Here is a 17,418-nt window from a genome sequence, read left to right as displayed (position 1 = left end):
GTGAAGAGGTGCATCGAAGATGATGATTCCCACCCGAGGTAATCGACGGATGAGACTGGCGGCGGGCGCGGCCGGCGTCGCGCTGCTGCTCGGCGCGTGCGGAGGCGGCGGCGGTACGACCGGCGACGGCAAGGACGCGGCCGAGGGCTACGACCCCGCCGCCCAGGTGACCCTGACCTGGTGGACCGGGCAGACGACCGACGCCGAGGCCAAGGCGGAGGAGCTCGCCGCGGAGTACACCAAGGCCCATCCCAACGTCACGATCAAGACCTCGGCCGGCGCCTCGACCACCGACGACCTGCTCACCAAGCTCTCGGCCGGGTTCACCGCCGGCAGCTACCCCGACGTGTCCTACGCCTACGGCAGCTGGGCCGGCGAGCTGGCCACCAGCGGCAAGACCCAGGACCTGGCCAAGTACGTGGCGGACCCGTCGTTCGGCTGGACGGAGATGCCGGCCGCGGCCCGGGACACCGCGACCTACGAGGGCAAGGTCATCGGCGTGCCGTCGCTGGTGGACAACCTGGCGCTGATCTACAACAAGAAGCTCTTCGACGACGCCGGCGTGGCGTATCCGACTGACCAGTGGTCGTGGGACGACTACCGGGCGGCGGCGAAGCGGCTCACCAACGCGGCGCAGAACGTCTACGGCACGGCGTACTCGGTGTCGGGCAGCGAGGACACCACCTGGCACCTGTGGCCGATGCTGTGGCAGCGGGGCGGGAAGATCCTCGACGGGCGCAAGCCGGCGTTCAACTCCGACGCCGGGGTCGGCGCGCTCGAGCTGCTGCGCGCGATGGCGGTCGACGACAAGTCGATGTACCTCGACCAGACCGACGAGAAGTACGGCCCGCTCTTCAACGACGGGCACCTCGCGATGATGCTGTCCGGGCCGTGGGCGCTGCTGGACATCAAGGAGGCCGGGCTCGACTACGGCGTCGTGCAGCTGCCCGGCTACAACGGCGACCACCAGACGGTCTCCGGCCCCGACCTGTGGGTGCTGTTCGACCACGGCGACGCCAACCGGGCCGGCGCCTCGCGCGATTTCATCAAGTGGCTGACCAGCAAGGAGACCGACGCGAAGTGGAACCTCGCGATCGGCAACCTCCCGCTGCGCTCCAGCGAGCAGGGCACGCCCGAGTTCGCCGAGTACGTCAAGGAGTACCCCGGCGGCCAGAAGTTCTTCGAGAACCTCACCAACGCCAAGCAGGCGCGCCCCACCCTGGCCGGCTACGAGGAGATGTCGCGCAACGTCGGCGACGCCATCGCCAAGGTGCTGCAGGGCGCCGCCAAGCCGAAGGAGGCGCTGGACGAGGCGGCCAAGAAGTCGGCCGGGGCGCTGGAGTGACGCTCACGTTCGCGGCGCCGGCCCGGCCCGGCGCCGTCGGCCCCAAACCCCGGACCCGCGCGCGGGCCGTCCGGCGGACGCTCACCGGGTGGGCGTTCGCCGGACCGGCGACGCTGGTCGTGGTCGGGCTGTCGCTGTTCCCGGCCGTGTGGGCGTTCTTCATCTCCCGCACCCGGTGGAACGGCGTCGCCCAGCCGCGGGACATCGGATGGCGCAACTACGAGCAGCTGGCGCAGGACCCGGACCTCGCCGCCGCCGCGCAGCACACGGCCGTGCTCACGGTGCTGTTCGTGCCCGCGTCGATCGCGCTGGGCCTGCTCCTCGCGATCGCGCTGAACCGGCGGATCCGGCTGATCTGGTTCTACCGGACCTGCATCTTCGTGCCCTACGTGGCGTCCGCGGCGGCCACCGGCATCCTCGCCGGATACGTGTTCAACCCGCAGTTCGGCGCGGCGAACGAGGTGCTGCGCCGGGCCGGGCTGCCCGCCCAGCAGTTCCTGGAGAACCCCCGGCAGGCGCTGCTCGTGGTGGTCCTCATCGCGCTGTGGGGCGAGGTCGGGTTCACCACCGTGGTGTACCTCGCGGCGCTGCAGGACGTGCCGCGGGAGCTGGTCGAGGCGGCGATCGTGGACGGCGCCGGGCGCTGGCGGATCCTGCGCAGCGTCACGCTGCCGCAGCTGCGCCCGGTCACGCTGTTCACCACCGTCTGGCAGACCATCACCGCCCTGCAGATGTTCGACCTCATCTACACCACGACCCGCGGCGGGCCGATGAACAGCACGCAGACGGTCGTCTACTACGTCTACGAGCTGGCCTTCCAGACCAGGCGGCTCGGCTACGGCGCGGCCGTGGCCTACGTGCTGTTCGCGGTGACGCTGGCGCTCACCGCGCTGGTCATCTGGCGCAGCCGGCGCAGCGGCGAGGAGGCCTTCTGATGCGGCGGAAGTGGCTTCCGTTCAGCCCCTGGCACCTGCTGCTCATGCCCGCGGCGCTGGTCTTCGTGCTGCCGCTGGTGCACATGGTGCTGACCTCGTTCATGACGGAGCGGGAGATCAACCGGTTCCCGCCCCGGCTGGTGCCCAGCGGGCTGCACCTGGACGGCTACCGGCAGCTGTTCGCGCAGTCGCACATCCTGCTGTGGCTGGGCAACACGGTGCTGGTCTCGGCCGTGTCGGTCGGGTCGCACCTGGTGCTGTGCTCGATGGCCGGCTACGGGTTCGCCCGGCTGCGGTTTGCCGGGCGGGGCGTGGCGTTCATCGCGGTCATCGCCACCGTGATGATCCCGATCCAGCTGCTCATGATTCCGACGTACCTCATGTTCGCCCGCCTCGGCATCGTCGACACCCTCGCGGCGGCCTTCGTGCCGTGGCTGGCGTCGGCGTTCGGCATCTTCCTGATGCGGCAGTTCTTCCTGTCGCTGCCGGCGGAGCTGGAGGAGGCGGCGGTCATCGACGGCGCCGGGGTGTGGCGCATCTTCCTCAACATCGTGCTGCCGCTGGCCCGCCCGGCGCTGGCCACGCTGGCCGTGTTCACGCTGCTGTCGAGCTGGAACGACCTGCTGTGGCCGCTGGTGGCGATCAGCGACGACCACAAGTACACGCTGCAGGTCGGGCTGGCCACCTTCCAGGGCATGCGGCGCACCCAGTGGTCGCAGCTGATGGCCGGCAACGTGGTCGCCACCATGCCGCTGATCCTGGCGTTCCTGGTGGCGCAGAAGCGGTTCATCGCCACGATGGCGTTCAGCGGGCTGAAGGGATGACCTCGTCGATCGTGGCCTGGGCGGCCGTGCCGCCCGCGGCCCGGGCGCTCAGCGAGCCCGCCACGGCGGCCCAGGCCAGCGCCTCGGGCAGCTCCTTGCCGGCCAGCCGGGCGGCCAGGAAGCCGGCGTTGAAGCTGTCGCCGGCGCCGGTGGTGTCGACCACGTCGACGGCCACCGCGGGCGCGGCGGCCGACCCGCCGCCCGGCCACCAGGCGCGGCCGCCCCGGGCCCCGTCCTTGAGCACGACGGTGGTGCCGGCGGCGGTGAGGCGGGCGGCGGCCGCCTCGACGCCCGCGGCCGGGTCGGTGCCGGTCACCGCGAACAGCTCGGCCGCGTTGGGCAGGAACACGTCGGTCCCGGCCAGGACCTCCCCCAGCTCCCAGCGGCCGGTCGGGTCCCAGTTGGTGTCGAGCGACGTGCCGCGCCCCAGCCGCCGGGCCCGGGCGAACACGCCGGCCAGCCCCGCCTGCAGCCCCGGCTGCAGGAACAGCGACGCCACGTGCACGTGGCGGGCGGCGGCGAGCAGCTCGTCGGTGACGTCGGCGGGGCGCAGCGCCGGGATCGTGCCCGGCAGCGTCAGGATCGCGCGGTCGCCGGGGGCGGACAGGATCACGCTGAGCCCGGTCGGCACCGACCCGTCGTCGGCGGCGGGCACGATCAGCTCCACCCCGCGCTCGGCGAGGCGCTCCCGGACGAACGCGCCGAACACGTCGGCGCCGACCGCGGCGAGCAGCCCGGTGCGCAGCCCGAGCCGGGCGCAGCCGGCCGCGGTGATCGCGGCCGAGCCGCCGAGCACCAGGTCGGCCCCGTCGAGCAGCTGCTCCTCCTGGCCGAACCGGGGCCGCACGTCGCCGCGCAGGACCAGGTCGGGGTTGGCGTCGCCGACCACGAGCACGTCGAATTGCATGGCTGGACATTATCAGCTGCACGCTTGCGCGCATATTGGCGTCATTCGCGCACAAACGACCATTGACAGTTGTCTGTTCGTACCGTTGAATCCGAGGGAACGGTCGAGCCCAGCCGGTAGCGGAACCCCTCCCGAGTCCGGCACACAGGTCGCCAGGGTGCGCTGCGCCCGAGGCGGGGCAGATCCCGAAATCCCTCGGAGTCGTCCCTGTGAATCCCGTCCTGCGCCGCATCGGCGTCCCCGCCCTGACGGTTCTCGCCGTCATCGGTCTCGGCATCGGTACCGCGAATGCCGCCACCTACACCCTGCCCACGGCCAACGCCAAGTTCGACTACCAGATCGGCGGCGCCTACACGCCGCCCTCGGGGGTCACGGTGGTCAGCCGGGACCGGACCGCCACCCCGGCGTCCGGCCTCTACAACATCTGCTACGTCAACGTGTTCCAGACCCAGCCGAACGAGATCGACTGGTGGCAGGCGAACCACGACGACCTGCTCCTGCGGGATGCGGGCGGCGACTACATCATCGACGGCGACTGGGGCGAGAACCTCATCGACGTCTCCACCGCGGCCAAGCGCACGGCGGTGGCCTCGATCGTCAACGGCTGGATCGACGGCTGCGCGAGCAAGGGCTTCAAGGCGGTCGAGCCGGACAACATCGACTCCTACGAGCGCTCGGAGGGCCGGCTCACCAAGGCCAACGCGATCGCGCTGCTGAAGCTGATCGCGCCGCACGCGCACGACAAGGGCCTGGCCATCGCCCAGAAGAACACCACCGATCTGGGTACGGCCGGCAAGAGCGCGGGCCTGGACTTCGCCATCGCCGAGGAGTGCGGCCGCTACAACGAGTGCGGCGACTACACGTCGGTCTACGGCAACAACGTCATCGTCATCGAGTACACCAAGAACGCCTTCACCAAGGCGTGCAACGGCTACGGCCCGTCACTGTCGATCGTGCTGCGCGACCTCAACGTCACGGCACCCGGCAGCGGCAGCTACAAGTACGACGCCTGCTGATCCGCCGCCGTGGAGGTGCCGGGTGATCCTCACCGTGACCCTGAACCCGGCCCTCGACCTCACCTACGCCGTCGACGAGCTCCGCCCGCACACCACGCACCGCGTGCGGGCGGTGCACGAACGCCCGGGCGGCAAGGGCCTGAACGTGGCGAGCGTGCTGCACGCGCAGGGCGAGCCGGTGCTGGCCACCGGCCTGCTCGGCGGCGCCACCGGCGCGGGGGTCCAGGCCCTGCTCGACGCGGCCGGCCTGCCGTCGGCGTTCGCCCCGATCGCCGGCGAGACCCGGCGCACGGTGACCGTCGCCGACGGCGCGGACGCGACCGGGTTGTGGGAGCCCGGCCCGGTCGTCGGCGGCGCGGAGTGGGCGGCTTTCGTCGAGCGGTACTCGGCGCTGCTGGAGGAGTCCGACGTGGTGGCGCTCTCCGGCTCGCTGCCCCGGGGCCTGCCGCCGGACGCCTACGCCGTGCTGATCCGCGCCGCCCGCGACCGCGGCGCCCGGACGGTCCTGGACACCAGCGGCGAACCCCTGCGCCTGGGCCTGGCGGCCGGCCCGGACCTGGTCAAACCCAACGCCGAGGAGCTCGCCGCGCTCCTCGGCACCGATGCTGCCGGCGATCTGTCCGGCCTGCTCGGCGCCTCCGGCCTGCTCGGCGCCTCCGGCCTGCTCGGCGCCTCCGGCCTGCTTGGCGCTTCCGGCGTAGGCGGCTGTGGCGCGGTTGTCGTCTCGCTCGGCGCGCGGGGCCTGCTGGCCGTCACCGAGGCCGGGAGCTGGTCGGCGGCCCCGCCGGCGCCCGTCTCCGGCAACCCGACCGGCGCCGGGGACGCCTGCGTGGCCGCGCTCGCCCGCGGCCTGCGCGACGAGACCCCCTGGCCGGAGCTGCTCGCCGACGCGGTCGCCCTGTCGGCGGCGGCGGTCGCGGCCCCCGTCGCCGGCGCCGTCGACCAGGACTTCTACCGCGACGCGCGCCCCCTTGTCACCGTCACCCCCGTCTTGGAGGAACACGACCCATGTTGACTCCCACCGGTGAGATCGTCGCGGACGCGCAGCGCAAGGGGGTCGGCGCCGGCGCGTTCAACGTGATCACCGTCGAGCACGCCGAGGCCATCGTGACCGGCGCCGAGGCCGCCGGCTGCGCGGTCATCCTGCAGATCAGCGAGAACGCGGTCCGCTTCCACCACGGCCGGCTGGGCCCGATCGCGGCCGCCACCCGCGCGGTCGCGCAGCTGTCCGCCGTGCCGGTCGGCCTGCACCTGGACCACGTGGAGAGCGACGAGCTGTTCGACCAGGCCGCGGCCAACGGTTTCGGCTCGGCGATGTACGACGCGTCCAAGCTGGACTACGCCGCGAACGTCGCCGCCACCGCCGACGCCGTCCGCCGCGGGCAGGCGCAGGGCCTGTGGGTGGAGAGCGAGCTGGGCGAGGTGGGCGGCAAGGACGGCGCGCACGCTCCCGGGGCGCGCACCGACCCGGCCGAGGCGGCGGCGTACGTCGCGGCCACCGGCGTCGACGCGCTGGCCGTCGCGGTCGGCTCCTCGCACGCGATGACCAGCCGCGACGCCCGGCTCGACCACGACCTGATCGCCCGGCTGCGGGCCGCCGTGGCCGTGCCGCTGGTCCTGCACGGCTCCTCGGGCGTGCCCGACGACGAGCTCCGCGCCGCGGTCCGCGGCGGCCTGGTGAAGGTCAACATCGGCACGGCGCTCAACGTCGCCTTCACCGGCGCGATCCGCACCGCCATCGCGCACGACGCGACGGTGGTCGACCCGCGCAAGTACCTCAAGACCGCCCGCCACGACATGGCCGAGACCGTGACGCAGGCCCTCCGCGTGCTCGCCCTCCTGCCGCTGACCGAACAGACACCACGCTGACCGAGAAGTCGCACGCCCGCGACCGGCCGATCCCCCGACGCGCGCTATGTCTCCGTGATCATGCTCGACCGGAGTGTGCACCACGCGTTTTTCATGATCACGGAGCCTCTATGTACCCATGTGTACCGTAAGTCTCCGCGATCATGGCAAACCGGGGTTTCGGCGGAGTGACCTGCATGATCGCGGAGACTTATGGTCGTCACGAAAAATCCAGATGCTCCGCATCCGGATTTTTCGGACTTATGCCCTGTCGGGGTATAAATCCGAAAAGTCGTGGCACGGAGTGCCCGACTTTTCGGACAGCGAGCGCGTGACGGGACGGTGGTCAGCGAGCGGCGCGACGAGCGGCGAGCCGGAGGCGGGGCCGACCGACTTTTCGGACAGCGAGCGGCGCGACCGGGGCCGCTCATCGTCGCGCGGAGGACCCCGGCTTTCGGACAGCGAGCGGCGCGACGGGGCGCTGGTGCGGTGTCCGCCAACCTCCGCCGGCTTCGGCGAGGCCACTGAGCAGCGGCGACAGCCGACAGGAAACCGGTCATCGTTTCTGGCCACCGCGCTGGTCGTGGCGGGGAGCACCCTCGACTTTCCGAGAGCGGGCGGCTAGGCGGGGGCGGGGCCGACCGAGAGAACGCGGACCGCGGCGGCGCCCTGGGCGTCCGACTCGGCCAGGTCGACCTCGGCCACGATCGCCCAGTCCCGGTCGCCTTCCGGGTCGTCGAAGATCTGCCTGACCTGCCAGCGGTCCGGCTTCTGGTCGATCACCAGCAGGGCCGGGCCGCGCGCGTCGGGGCCGACGCCGAGGGAGTCGTACTCCTCGAAGTACCCCTCGATCGCGTCCTGCCAAGCGGACGCGGTGAAGCCGTGCTCGCCGTCCAGCTCGCCCAGTTCGTCGTAGCGGCTCAGTGCGGCGAGCTCGACCCGGCGGAACAGGGCGTTGCGCACCAGCACCCGGAAGGCGCGCAGGTTGCGGGTGACGGCGGGCGGGCGCTCGTCGCGCAGCGCGACCGGCTCGTCGGTGGGGTTGCGCAGCCGCTCCCACTCGTCGATGAGGCTCGAGTCGACCTGCCGCACCAGCTCGCCCAGCCACTCGATGACGTCGGTGAGGTCCTCGGTGCGGGCGTCCTCCGGCACCGTCTGGCGCAGCGCCTTGTAGGCGTCGGCGAGGTACCGCAGCACCAGCCCCTCCGAGCGCGACAGCGAGTAGAACCCGACGTACTCGACGAACGTCATGGCCCGCTCGTACATGTCGCGCACCACCGACTTGGGCGACAGCGCGTAGTCGGCGACCCACGGGTGTCCCTGCTTGTACAGGTGGTAGGCGTTGTCGAGGATGTCGGCCAGCGGCCGGGGGTGGGTGACCGACTCGAGCAGCTCGATCCGCTCCTCGTATTCGATGCCGTCGGCCTTCATCGCCGCGACCGCCTCGCCGCGGGCCTTGAACTGCTGCGCGGAGAGCACCTGCCGGGGGTCGTCCAATGTGGACTCGATGACGGACAGGACGTCGAGCGCGTAGCCGGGGGCCTCGCGGTCGAGCAGCTCGATCGCGGCGAGGGCGAAGGGCGACAGCGGCTGGTTGAGGGCGAAGTCCATCTGCAGGTCGACGGTGAGCCGGACGCGGCGGCCCTCCTCGTCGGGCTCGGGCAGCTGCTCGACGACGCCGCCGGCGAGCAGGGCCCGGTAGATGGCGATGGCGCGGCGGATCAGGCGGAGCTGCGCGGGGCGGTCCTCGTGGTTGTCGGTGAGCAGGTGGCGCATGGCCGCGAACGCGTCGCCGGGGCGGCTGATCACGTTGAGCAGCATCGCGTGCGACACCTGGAAGCTCGACTTCAGCGGCTCGGGCTCGGCGTCGACGAGCCGGTCGAAGGTGGGCCGGCCCCAGCCGATCGAGCCCTCCGGCGGCTTCTTCTTGACCACTTTGCGCCGCTTCTTCGGGTCGTCGCCGGCCTTGGCGAGGGCGCGCTCGTTGTCGATGACGTGCTCGGGCGCCTGCACCACGACGGTGCCGACGGTGTCGAACCCGGCGCGGCCGGCCCGGCCGGCGATCTGGTGGAACTCCCGCGCGTACAGCAGCCGGGTCTTCGTCCCGTCGTACTTGGACAGCGCGGTGAAGAGCACCGTGCGGATCGGCACGTTGATGCCGACGCCGAGGGTGTCGGTGCCGCAGATCACCTTCAGCAGCCCGGCCTGGGCCAGCGTTTCCACGAGGCGGCGGTACTTCGGGAGCATGCCGGCGTGGTGCACCCCGATCCCGTGCCGCACGAGGCGGGACAGCGTCTTGCCGAAGCCGGCGGTGAACCGGAAGTTGCCGATGGCCTCGGCGATCATGTCCTTCTCGGCGCGCGTGGACACGTTGATGCTCATCAGCGCCTGCGCCCGCTCAAGCGCCGCCGCCTGGGTGAAGTGCACGATGTAGATCGGCGCCTGGCGGGTGCCCAGCAGTTCCTCGATGGTCTCGTGCAGGGGATCCATGGAGTACGTGAACATGAGCGGCACGGGGCGCTCGGCGTTCTTGACCACGGCCGTCGGCCGCCCCGTGCGCCGGGTCAGGTCGTCCTCGAAGCGCGTGACGTCGCCGAGCGTGGCCGACATGAGCACGAACTGCGCCTGCGGCAGCTCGATCAGCGGCACCTGCCAGGCCCAGCCCCGATCGGGGTCGGCGTAGAAGTGGAACTCGTCCATCACCACGATGCCGACGTCGGCCTGATCGCCGTCGCGCAACGCGATGTTGGCCAGGATTTCGGCGGTACAACAAATGATTGGCGCATCGGCGTTGACGCTGGCGTCGCCGGTGAGCATGCCCACGTTCTCCGGGCCGAACATGTCGACCAGCGCGAAGAACTTCTCCGACACCAGCGCCTTGATCGGCGCGGTGTAGAACGTGGTGCGGCCGGTGGCCAGCGCCGCGAAGTGCGCACCGGCGGCCACCAGGCTCTTGCCGGAGCCGGTCGGGGTGTTGAGGATGACGTTGGCGCCGGAGACGATCTCGATGAGCGACTCCTCCTGGTGCGGATAGAGGTTGAGCCCCTGCTCCGCCGCCCACCCGGAGAACGCCTCGAAGACCGCGTCGGGGTCCCCGCCCCGCGGCACTCGTGCGGCCAGATTCTTCATGCTCGCTCGTACATCAGCTCGAAGCTCGGCCGCCCGTCGCGCACCGCGCGCAGCTCGAACTTGGTCACGGGCCGGTGGTCGGGCCGGGGCGCGAACCCGTCGAACCGGTTGCGCAGCCCCGGATCGGCGTCGAGCGTCTCCAGCATCGCCAGCGCGTAGCCGGCGTCGTCGGTGGCGCAGTGCAGCAGCCCGCCGCCCCGCAGCCGGTCGCGCACCAGCGCCACCCGCCACGGCACGATCAGCCGCCGCTTGTGGTGACGCGCCTTGGGCCACGGGTCGGGGAAGAACACGTGCACCGCGGCCAGGGAGCCGGCCGGGATGTCGGCGTGCAGGAGGTCGATCGCGTCGACGGCGGCGACCCGCAGGTTGCTCAGCCCGCGCGCCTCGATCAGCCGCAGCAGGTTGGCCACCCCCGGCGTGTGGACCTCGACCGCCAGGTAGCGCCGGTCCGGGTCGGCGGCGGCCATCTCGGCGGTCGCGTCGCCCATCCCGGACCCGATCTCCAGCACGTCGACCGGCTCCCCGGGCACGAACGCATACCGCTGCGCGAGCCGCTCGAGCGCGTCAAAATGCCGGCCGCTCAGCCGCCCGCGGCGCGGGTGATAGGTCCGCACGATCCGGAGCGGGCGGTCGACGGTGGTCATGGGGTCCCAACCTTACCCGATCCGCGCCTCCCCCACGGACCGGCGGACCTCCGGCGTCCGCCGGTACGCCGCCGGGTCACGAGCGACGGAACCGGGTAAGCCCCGAGGCCCTGTCCTCCGCGATCACGCAGTCCACCCAGCGCACCCGGGGCGGCGTGGGCACGGCCCGCCGGCCAACGCCGGCGGGCCGTGGAAGGCCGGAGCCTAGAAGCCGAACTCGGCGACCAGGATGGCGCGGGCCAGGGTGTGGAACGTGAGGTTGAAGCCGACCACGTTGGGTGACGCGTCCGCGTCGACGCCCAGGGTGTCGGTGTCCAGGGCGTGGACGACGAAGAAGTAGCGGTGCGGTGCGTCGGACTTCGGGGGCGCGGCGCCGCCGAAGTCGCGGGTGCCGTAGTCGCTGCGGGCGTGGATGGCCTCGTCGGGCAGGCCGTCCTTGTCGCCCGTGCCGGCGCCGGTGGGCAGTTCCGTGGCGGTGGCGGGCAGGTCGTACACCAGCCAGTGCCAGAAGCCGCCGCCCGTCGGGGCGTCCGGGTCGTAGCACGTCACCGCGAACCCGCGGGTGTCGGCCGGGAAGCCCGACCAGGACAGATGCGGGGAGGTGTTGCCGCGCTCGAAGACCTGGGCGTCGGGCAGCGTGCCGCCCTCGGTCAGGTCCTCGCTGGTCAAGGTGAACGCCGGCACCGGCGGCAGGAAGTCGTACGGCGACGGCGGGCGGGGACGGTCGGACATGCGCAATCTCCTTGCGGTTTGCGAATGCGAGTACGCGGTCTACCGGAATCCTCTTACCCAACGACCGGCAGTCTCAAGTGAGGCGGTTCACGGCGAGTCCGAGCAGCCACACCAGGTGCGGCTGGTGCACCGGGCCGGCGGTGCGCTGCTCCAGGCTCACCACCGTCTCCCCCCGGCGGGCGACCGCCCACTGCCCGGACGCGAACGCCTCCTCACCCACCCCGGTGACCGGCGTGCCGCCCCGGTGGACCCGCATGGCCAGCTTGGCGGCCATACCGGTGGTGACCGCGAGCAGGATCGCCGAGCCGTCCGCCGCCCGGTACTCCGCGATCGACATCGGGCCGATCGCCACCGCGCGGTCCGCCCCGCTCAGGGTGACCGGCTTGCCGAGGACCCGGCCGACCTCCTCGGGGGTGACCAGGTGGGCCGGCACCAGCCGGGCCGGGCGCACGGCGGTGGCCAGCGCCGGGGCGCCGGCGCCCATCGCCTTCAGGATGAGCTGGTCGGTCTTCTCGTCCTCGTACACCGTGGCCCGGGAACGCGCGGTCGACTCCACCTTGACCGTGAGCACGCGGCGGGTCCAGCGGCGGGCGGTCAGGGTCACGACGTCGCCGATCCCGGCGCCGCGGGTCAGCTCGCTCGGGCAGGCCCAGGCGGCCGTCCGGTCGGAGGTGCCCGCGTCGACGGCGAGGTAGTGCAGCCACGGGATGGAGGGGTTGTTCTCGCCCTGGCTGCGGCTCTTCCAGGTCTCGAGCCAGAGCACCTCGCCGGTGACGGTCACGGGAGTGAGCAGATCCACGATCGTGGCGATGAGGGTGTACCCCCCATAGATGAACGGCAGCAGGACGACCAGGCGCACGATGTCGGCGATGTCGAAGCTGGCGACCACGGAGGTGGAACTGCCGCGGACGAGCAGCGCGGTGATGGCGAGACCCGCCAGGGCCTTGAGGATCAGGCGGACCGCTTTCTGGCCGTACCGTGGGAAAAATCCGGGATATCGGACCCGCACCCGGTGCCAGGTGCCCCCGAACGAGGACCAGACCCGGCGCCGGTTGCCCATGCCGAGGTCGATGACGGCGCTGCACACGCGGGTCGCGCCGACGGCGTCACCGTATGACAGGTAGCGGTCCCAGACCGTGACCGCGGCGGGTGGGAGGTCGGCGAAGCTCTCGTGGTTGCGCAAGAATGTCTTGAGACCGAGCCAGCGGGTGGCGGCGGCGCGGCCGGTCGGCGTGTCGCGCTCGCCGCGGGACTTGCCCGCGAAGTAGCCGAAGGCCGCCCAGGCGAAGACGATCACCCACACGGCGCCGAAGACGTCGCCGTCGTGGCGGCGCTGGATGTCCAGGGCCACGGCCAGGCCGAGGGCGAAGGACGGGATCGCGGCGACGATGGTGAGCGCGGTGACGACCGCGGAGCTGAAGCGGCGCTGCGACATGCCCTGCGCGCGGGCGTCGGCGATGATCGTGGCGTTGAGCCGCTTCGTCCAGCCCTTGGCCTCCGCCTCGTTGCGGAAGGTCAGCGCGGTCAGCGGCACGACGCCGCCCATGGCCAGGGCACGGACCCGCTCGAAGATCATGGTCTCGTAGGCGTTCAGCCCGGACGGCTGCTGCTCGCGCACGTGCACCGTGGTCTGCAGCGGGTCGTTGCCCGGCTGGCGGAACTCGAGGATCCGCCGCGCCGCGAGGTCGATCAGGGTCGACTCGGCGGCGTCCTCGGTCAGCTCCCAGCGCCCGGTGATGAGGCTGACCACGGCCGGTGACTCCGGGCCGCCGAAGTCCTGGGTCGGCGGCGGCGCCGCGATCGGCCGCGGCGCGGTCAGGGCCAGCGCCGCCCAGAACGCCACGGCCCAGATGGCGAGGCCGGCCGCGGCGATGCCGATCTCGGCGAGGATGGCCGGGTCGATGCCCATCGGGAGGCTCAGAACCGGACGTTGACGTCGGCGCGCTCGCCGCCGGCCGCCTCGAAGTACGGCCGCGCCCGGAACCCGCCGATGCCGGCGATGATGGCCGTCGGCACGGTCTGGATCTTCTGGTTGTACGTCTGGATCGCGCTGTTGTAGAACTGCCGGGCGTAGGCGATCTTCTCCTCGGTGTTGCCCAGCTCACCCTGCAGCTGCAGGAAGTTCTGGTTGGCCTTGAGGTCCGGGTAGGCCTCGGCCAGGGCGAACAGCCGCCCCAGCGCCTGGGTCAGGAACCCCTCCGCCTGGGCCTGCTGCGCGGGGCCGGCCGGCGCCGAGCCGGCCGCGGCGTTGCGGGCCGCGATGACCGCCTCCAGCGTGCCGCGCTCGTGCGCGGCGTAGCCCTTGACGGTCTCGACCAGGTTGGGGATCAGCGAGTGCCGCCGCTTGAGCTGCACGTCGATCTGCGCCCACGAGGCGTCGACCTGGGTGCGGGCCTTCACCAGCGCGTTGTACGTCGCCACCGCCCACCACAAGATCACGATCACGAGTAAGACGACGACGCCGAGCACGATCAAAGCATTCATGCCCGCATGGTGACGGCTGCGGGTTGCCGCTGCCGGGCTCAGTCGCCGATCGGACAGGTTACGGGAGGCGGAACTCCTCGCCACGCCGCGCGGCCAGCCAGGACTCGACCTCGTCGGCGGTGCGCGGCAGCCCGGCGGAGAGGTTGCGGGCGCCGGTCGGGGTCACCAGGACGTCGTCCTCGATGCGCACCGCGAGACCGCGCAGCTCGGCCGGGATCAGGTCGTCCTCGGGCTGGAAGTACAGGCCCGGCTCGACGGTCAGCACGAAGCCGGCCTCGAGGTGGCCCTCCCGGTAGCGCTCCTTGCGGGCCGCCGCGCAGTCGTGGACGTCCAGGCCCAGCATGTGGCCGAAGCCGTGGAGGGTCCACCGGCGGTACAGGATGCTGTCCTTCTCCATCGCCTCGTCGACGCTCACCGGCAGCACGCCCAGCCCCGCCAGCCCCTCGGCCAGCACCCGCATGCACGCCTGGTGCACGTCGTCGAAGGCGACACCGGGGCGTACCGCGTCGATGCCGGCCTGCTGGGAGCGGTGCACGAGGTCGTACACCTCCCGCTGCAACGGGGTGAAAGCGCCCGAAACCGGCACCGTGCGGGTCACGTCGGCGGTGTAGAGGTTGCGGTTCTCCACGCCCATGTCCAGCAGCAGCAGCTCGCCCGGGCGGGTCTGCCCGTCGTTGCGCGTCCAGTGCAGGATGGCGGCGTGCGCGCCGGCGCCGACGATCGAGGAGTAGCCGACGTCGTTGCCGTCGTGGCGGGCGCGCAGCCAGAAGACGCCCTCGATGAGCCGCTCGCTGACCGGGCGGTCGGCCGGCAGGGCCCGCGCGGCGTCCTCGAAGCCGCGCACGGTGGCGTCGATCGCGTCTTGCAGCTGCTCCAGCTCCCAGGCGTCCTTGACCAGCCGCAGCTCGCCGAGCACCCAGGCGAGCTCCTGGTCGCGCTCGGGCGCGGCGGAGCGCACCCGCGCGTCGACGGCGGAGTCGTAGCCGCGCAGCACCCGGGTGCGGCCCGGCGCGCAGTCGTCCAGGACCGCGGCCAGCTCGTCCAGGTGGGCGGTGTGCAGCTGCAGCTCGACGGACTTCTCGGCGAGGGTGTGCCGGCGGCCGATCCACAGCTCGCCGAGGTTGCGGTCGGTGAAGAACTCGTCGGTGTCGCGCGGCGAGCGGGGATGCAGGTAGAGGGTGGCGTCGTGCCCGCCGCCGGTCGGGCGCAGCACCAGCACCGCCGCCGGGTCGTGCCCGCCGGTGAGCCACACGTGGTCGCTGGCGGGGCGGAAGGCGTGGTGGACGTCGTTGTTGCGGACCGACTCGACCCCGGCCGGAATGACCAATGTCTCACCGGGGAACGCGGCGGACAGGTCGGCGCGGCGCTTGGCGTGGTCGGGCGCCTCGGCGCGGGGGGTCACGTCGAGGGCGGTCTCGCGCCAGCCCGTGCGCATGAAAGCGCGGAACCGCTCGGGGAAGTCAGGGTCGTGCGACTGGCTGCCAACCGGCGCCTGACCTGCTGTGTCCATCGTGACCCCGTTCCCGTCGCCGCGAATTGGTGCTCCACCTGCGACCGTACCGCGTGCGAGGATGCATGCCATGGCGGGTCTTCTCACGTATGTCAGCGCGCGGGGAGCCGCGGCGACACACCGGGATGCGATCGCCGAGGCCCTCGGGCTCATGCGCCACCGCGGCCCCGACGACGAGCGGATCGTCGCGACCGACGACGTCGTCTTCGGCGCCGAGCGGCTCGCGGTCAGCGACCCGGCGGCCGGGCGCCAGCCGCTGTCCTATCCGCCGAGCGGGGTCACCGCCGGGCGGTATCTCATCGTCCTCGACGGCGCCGTGACCAACGCCGCCGAGCTGCGCGACGAGCTGGTCGAGGAGCGCGGCGCCGAGTTCGCCACCGACTCCGAGGCCGAGGTCATCCTCGCCGCGTACCACCACTGGGGACCCAGCGCCGTCAACCGGCTGCGCGGCAGTTTCGCGTTCGTCATCTGGGACTCCTCGGCCCGCCGGGCGTTCGGCGCCCGCGACCCGTTCGGCGTGAAGCCGCTGTACCAGCTGCAGACCCCCGACGGCGTCTACCTGGCCAGCGAGAAGAAGGCGCTGCTGCCGTTCGTGGCCGACCCGGCCGCCGTCGACGCGGTGCGCCTGCAGCACTACCTGACGATGCAGTACGTCCCCGAGCCCGCCACCATGCATCCCGACGTGCGGCGGCTCGGCGCCGGCGAGTCGTTCGTCTACACGCCGGGCGGGGCGCTGGCCAACCGGCGGTACAGCCAGCTCACCTTCCACCCGGCCCCGGTCACCGACGAGCAGGCGATGGTCCGGCGGATCATCGACGCGCTGCGCGACAGCGTCCACGCCCACCTGCACGCCGACGTGCCGGTCGGGGCGTTCCTGTCCAGCGGCATCGACTCGACCGCGATCGTCGCCCTGGCCGCCGAGAAGGACCCCGGCCTGCGCACTTACACGGTGGGGTACGACGCGATCGGCCCCGGCGCGCAGTACTCCGAGATCGACGTCGCCGAGCAGTCGGCCCGGGCCCTGGGCGTGCCGCTGACCGCGACCGTGGTCACCGCCGCCGACTTCATGCGGGCCCTGCCGCGCATCGTGTGGCACCTCGACGACCCGGTCGCCGACCCGGCCCTGGTGCCGCTGTTCTTCCTGGCCGAGCGGGCGGCGCAGGACGTGACGGTGGTGCTCGGCGGCGACGGCGCCGACGAGCTGTTCGGCGGGTATCCGATCTATCGCGAGCCGCTGTCGCTGTCCACGGTCAGCCACCTGCCCGACTCGATGCAGCGCGGGCTGCGGGCCGTGTCCCGGGTGATCCCGCAGGGTGTGAAGGGCAAGAGCTTCCTGGAGCGCGGTACCACCCCGATCGAGGAGCGCTACTACGGCAACGCGCGGATCTTCACCGACGAGGAGAAGGCCGCCCTGCTGCGCCACTACGAGCCCGACGTGCGGCACACCGACGTGACGGCGCCGGTCTTCAAGGAGGCCGGGGCGCTCGACGACGTCACCACCATGCAGTACATCGACCTGTACACCTGGCTCCGCGGCGACATCCTGGTCAAGGCCGACCGGATGACGATGGCGCACTCGCTGCAGCTGCGCACCCCGTTCCTGGACCGGGCCGTGTTCGAGGTCGCCGCCGCGCTGCCCACCGAGCTCAAGGTGCCCCCGCGCTCCCACGAGACCAAGGTGGCGCTGCGCCGGGCCCTGGCCGGGGTGGTGCCGGAGCCGATCGTGCACCGCAAGAAGCTCGGCTTCCCGGTGCCGATCCGGCCGTGGCTGCGCGGGGAGATGTATGACTGGGCGCACGGCCTGCTCGACACGTCCGGCGCCGGCGACCTGCTCGACCTCGACGTCGTCCGGGGCCTGCTGCGCGCCCACCGCAAGAAGGAGGCCGACCATTCCCGCAAGATTTGGACGGTACTCGTCTTCTGCGTCTGGCACGCCGTCTTCGTGACCGGGACCATGAGGCCGGGCTATTTCCGTAGTGACTGGAGTGGTGAAGCGGGCACGGAGGCCCGGTGGGAACAGGAGAGCCGCCTCTAGCGTGATCGG

General features: G+C 72.0%; 14 protein-coding genes. 7 read left to right on the top strand and 7 right to left on the bottom strand.

What is annotated here, in order from left to right; genetic code table 11:
• Positions 1 to 49: 49 nt before the first annotated feature.
• From ACQPXD_RS09795 to ACQPXD_RS09785, 3 genes are read left to right on the top strand one after another with little or no spacing between them, the layout of a single operon-like run.
• Positions 50 to 1,345 carry an ABC transporter substrate-binding protein gene (locus ACQPXD_RS09795; RefSeq protein ID WP_432836939.1) on the top strand — a complete coding sequence of 432 codons (1,296 nt, stop codon included), beginning with the start codon at positions 50 to 52 and terminating at the stop codon, positions 1,343 to 1,345.
• On the top strand, positions 1,342 to 2,280 hold the full coding sequence (locus ACQPXD_RS09790; RefSeq protein WP_432836937.1) for a carbohydrate ABC transporter permease: 939 nt from the start codon (positions 1,342 to 1,344) through the stop codon (positions 2,278 to 2,280). The genes ACQPXD_RS09795 and ACQPXD_RS09790 overlap by 4 nt, the downstream gene beginning before the upstream one ends.
• Complete coding sequence (locus ACQPXD_RS09785) at positions 2,280 to 3,104, top strand: carbohydrate ABC transporter permease (protein WP_432836935.1); 825 nt, start codon at positions 2,280 to 2,282, stop codon at positions 3,102 to 3,104. Before ACQPXD_RS09790 ends, ACQPXD_RS09785 begins: the two co-directional genes overlap by 1 nt.
• Here the strand turns inward: ACQPXD_RS09785 and ACQPXD_RS09780 are convergent.
• Positions 3,085 to 4,011 carry a carbohydrate kinase family protein gene (locus tag ACQPXD_RS09780; RefSeq protein ID WP_432836933.1) on the bottom strand — a complete coding sequence of 309 codons (927 nt, stop codon included), beginning with the start codon at positions 4,009 to 4,011 and terminating at the stop codon, positions 3,085 to 3,087. The two genes, ACQPXD_RS09785 and ACQPXD_RS09780, sit on opposite strands and share 20 nt — an antisense overlap.
• Positions 4,012 to 4,241: 230 nt before the next feature.
• Between ACQPXD_RS09780 and ACQPXD_RS09775 the strand changes: the two genes are divergently transcribed.
• Genes ACQPXD_RS09775 through ACQPXD_RS09765 form a run of 3 tightly spaced genes read left to right on the top strand, consistent with a single transcriptional unit; the run spans position 4,242 to position 6,896 of the window.
• Entirely contained in the window at positions 4,242 to 5,027 is a 786-nt protein-coding gene (locus tag ACQPXD_RS09775) for an endo alpha-1,4 polygalactosaminidase (RefSeq protein ID WP_432843755.1), read from the top strand.
• Positions 5,028 to 5,049: 22 nt separating this feature from the next.
• A complete protein-coding gene (locus tag ACQPXD_RS09770; RefSeq protein WP_432836931.1) occupies positions 5,050 to 6,042 on the top strand; it encodes a 1-phosphofructokinase family hexose kinase in 993 nt (330 codons plus the stop codon).
• Positions 6,036 to 6,896 (top strand): class II fructose-bisphosphate aldolase, encoded by an 861-nt coding sequence (locus tag ACQPXD_RS09765; protein ID WP_432836929.1) that lies wholly within the window; start codon positions 6,036 to 6,038, stop codon positions 6,894 to 6,896. The genes ACQPXD_RS09770 and ACQPXD_RS09765 overlap by 7 nt, the downstream gene beginning before the upstream one ends.
• Before the next feature lie 600 nt (positions 6,897 to 7,496).
• Here ACQPXD_RS09765 and ACQPXD_RS09760 read toward each other — a convergent pair.
• The 6 genes from ACQPXD_RS09760 to ACQPXD_RS09735 all read right to left on the bottom strand — a co-directional run bounded on the left by ACQPXD_RS09760 (position 7,497) and on the right by ACQPXD_RS09735 (position 15,374).
• Positions 7,497 to 10,004: a DEAD/DEAH box helicase gene (locus ACQPXD_RS09760; RefSeq protein ID WP_432836927.1), complete on the bottom strand. Its 2,508-nt coding sequence runs from the start codon at positions 10,002 to 10,004 to the stop codon at positions 7,497 to 7,499.
• A complete protein-coding gene (trmB, locus tag ACQPXD_RS09755) occupies positions 10,001 to 10,648 on the bottom strand; it encodes a tRNA (guanosine(46)-N7)-methyltransferase TrmB (RefSeq protein WP_432836925.1) in 648 nt (215 codons plus the stop codon). The genes ACQPXD_RS09760 and trmB overlap by 4 nt, the downstream gene beginning before the upstream one ends.
• Before the next feature lie 204 nt (positions 10,649 to 10,852).
• Positions 10,853 to 11,380 carry a YbhB/YbcL family Raf kinase inhibitor-like protein gene (locus ACQPXD_RS09750; protein ID WP_432836923.1) on the bottom strand — a complete coding sequence of 176 codons (528 nt, stop codon included), beginning with the start codon at positions 11,378 to 11,380 and terminating at the stop codon, positions 10,853 to 10,855.
• 73 nt (positions 11,381 to 11,453) lie between these two features.
• The gene (locus tag ACQPXD_RS09745) at positions 11,454 to 13,289 is read right to left on the bottom strand and encodes a DUF2207 family protein (RefSeq protein WP_432836921.1); all 1,836 of its coding nucleotides are present in this window, start codon (positions 13,287 to 13,289) and stop codon (positions 11,454 to 11,456) included.
• 8 nt (positions 13,290 to 13,297) lie between these two features.
• On the bottom strand, positions 13,298 to 13,864 hold the full coding sequence (locus ACQPXD_RS09740; RefSeq protein WP_432836919.1) for a LemA family protein: 567 nt from the start codon (positions 13,862 to 13,864) through the stop codon (positions 13,298 to 13,300).
• A gap of 58 nt (positions 13,865 to 13,922) precedes the next feature.
• Entirely contained in the window at positions 13,923 to 15,374 is a 1,452-nt protein-coding gene (locus ACQPXD_RS09735; RefSeq protein WP_432836917.1) for an aminopeptidase P family protein, read from the bottom strand.
• 70 nt (positions 15,375 to 15,444) lie between these two features.
• Here ACQPXD_RS09735 and asnB point away from each other — a divergent pair, with 70 nt between their 5' ends.
• The gene (asnB, locus tag ACQPXD_RS09730) at positions 15,445 to 17,409 is read left to right on the top strand and encodes an asparagine synthase (glutamine-hydrolyzing) (RefSeq protein ID WP_432836915.1); all 1,965 of its coding nucleotides are present in this window, start codon (positions 15,445 to 15,447) and stop codon (positions 17,407 to 17,409) included.
• Positions 17,410 to 17,418 lie beyond the last annotated feature (9 nt).

Source organism: Dactylosporangium sp. CA-092794 (genome assembly GCF_050948465.1).
Lineage (GTDB): Bacteria > Actinomycetota > Actinomycetes > Mycobacteriales > Micromonosporaceae > Dactylosporangium.
This window is presented reverse-complemented; position numbering and strand designations above follow the sequence as displayed.

Bases quoted from the DNA above. Each gene is read 5' to 3' on its own strand.
- ACQPXD_RS09795 (WP_432836939.1), top strand. From the start codon at position 50: ATGAGACTGGCGGCGGGCGCGGCCGGCGTCGCGCTGCTGCTCGGCGCG.
- ACQPXD_RS09785 (WP_432836935.1), top strand. From the start codon at position 2,280: ATGCGGCGGAAGTGGCTTCCGTTCAGCCCCTGGCACCTGCTGCTCATG.
- ACQPXD_RS09780 (WP_432836933.1), bottom strand. From the start codon at position 4,011: ATGCAATTCGACGTGCTCGTGGTCGGCGACGCCAACCCCGACCTGGTC.
- ACQPXD_RS09765 (WP_432836929.1), top strand. From the start codon at position 6,036: ATGTTGACTCCCACCGGTGAGATCGTCGCGGACGCGCAGCGCAAGGGG.
- ACQPXD_RS09760 (WP_432836927.1), bottom strand. From the start codon at position 10,004: ATGAAGAATCTGGCCGCACGAGTGCCGCGGGGCGGGGACCCCGACGCG.
- trmB (WP_432836925.1), bottom strand. From the start codon at position 10,648: ATGACCACCGTCGACCGCCCGCTCCGGATCGTGCGGACCTATCACCCG.
- ACQPXD_RS09750 (WP_432836923.1), bottom strand. From the start codon at position 11,380: ATGTCCGACCGTCCCCGCCCGCCGTCGCCGTACGACTTCCTGCCGCCG.
- ACQPXD_RS09745 (WP_432836921.1), bottom strand. From the start codon at position 13,289: ATGGGCATCGACCCGGCCATCCTCGCCGAGATCGGCATCGCCGCGGCC.
- ACQPXD_RS09740 (WP_432836919.1), bottom strand. From the start codon at position 13,864: ATGAATGCTTTGATCGTGCTCGGCGTCGTCGTCTTACTCGTGATCGTG.
- ACQPXD_RS09735 (WP_432836917.1), bottom strand. From the start codon at position 15,374: ATGGACACAGCAGGTCAGGCGCCGGTTGGCAGCCAGTCGCACGACCCT.
- asnB (WP_432836915.1), top strand. From the start codon at position 15,445: ATGGCGGGTCTTCTCACGTATGTCAGCGCGCGGGGAGCCGCGGCGACA.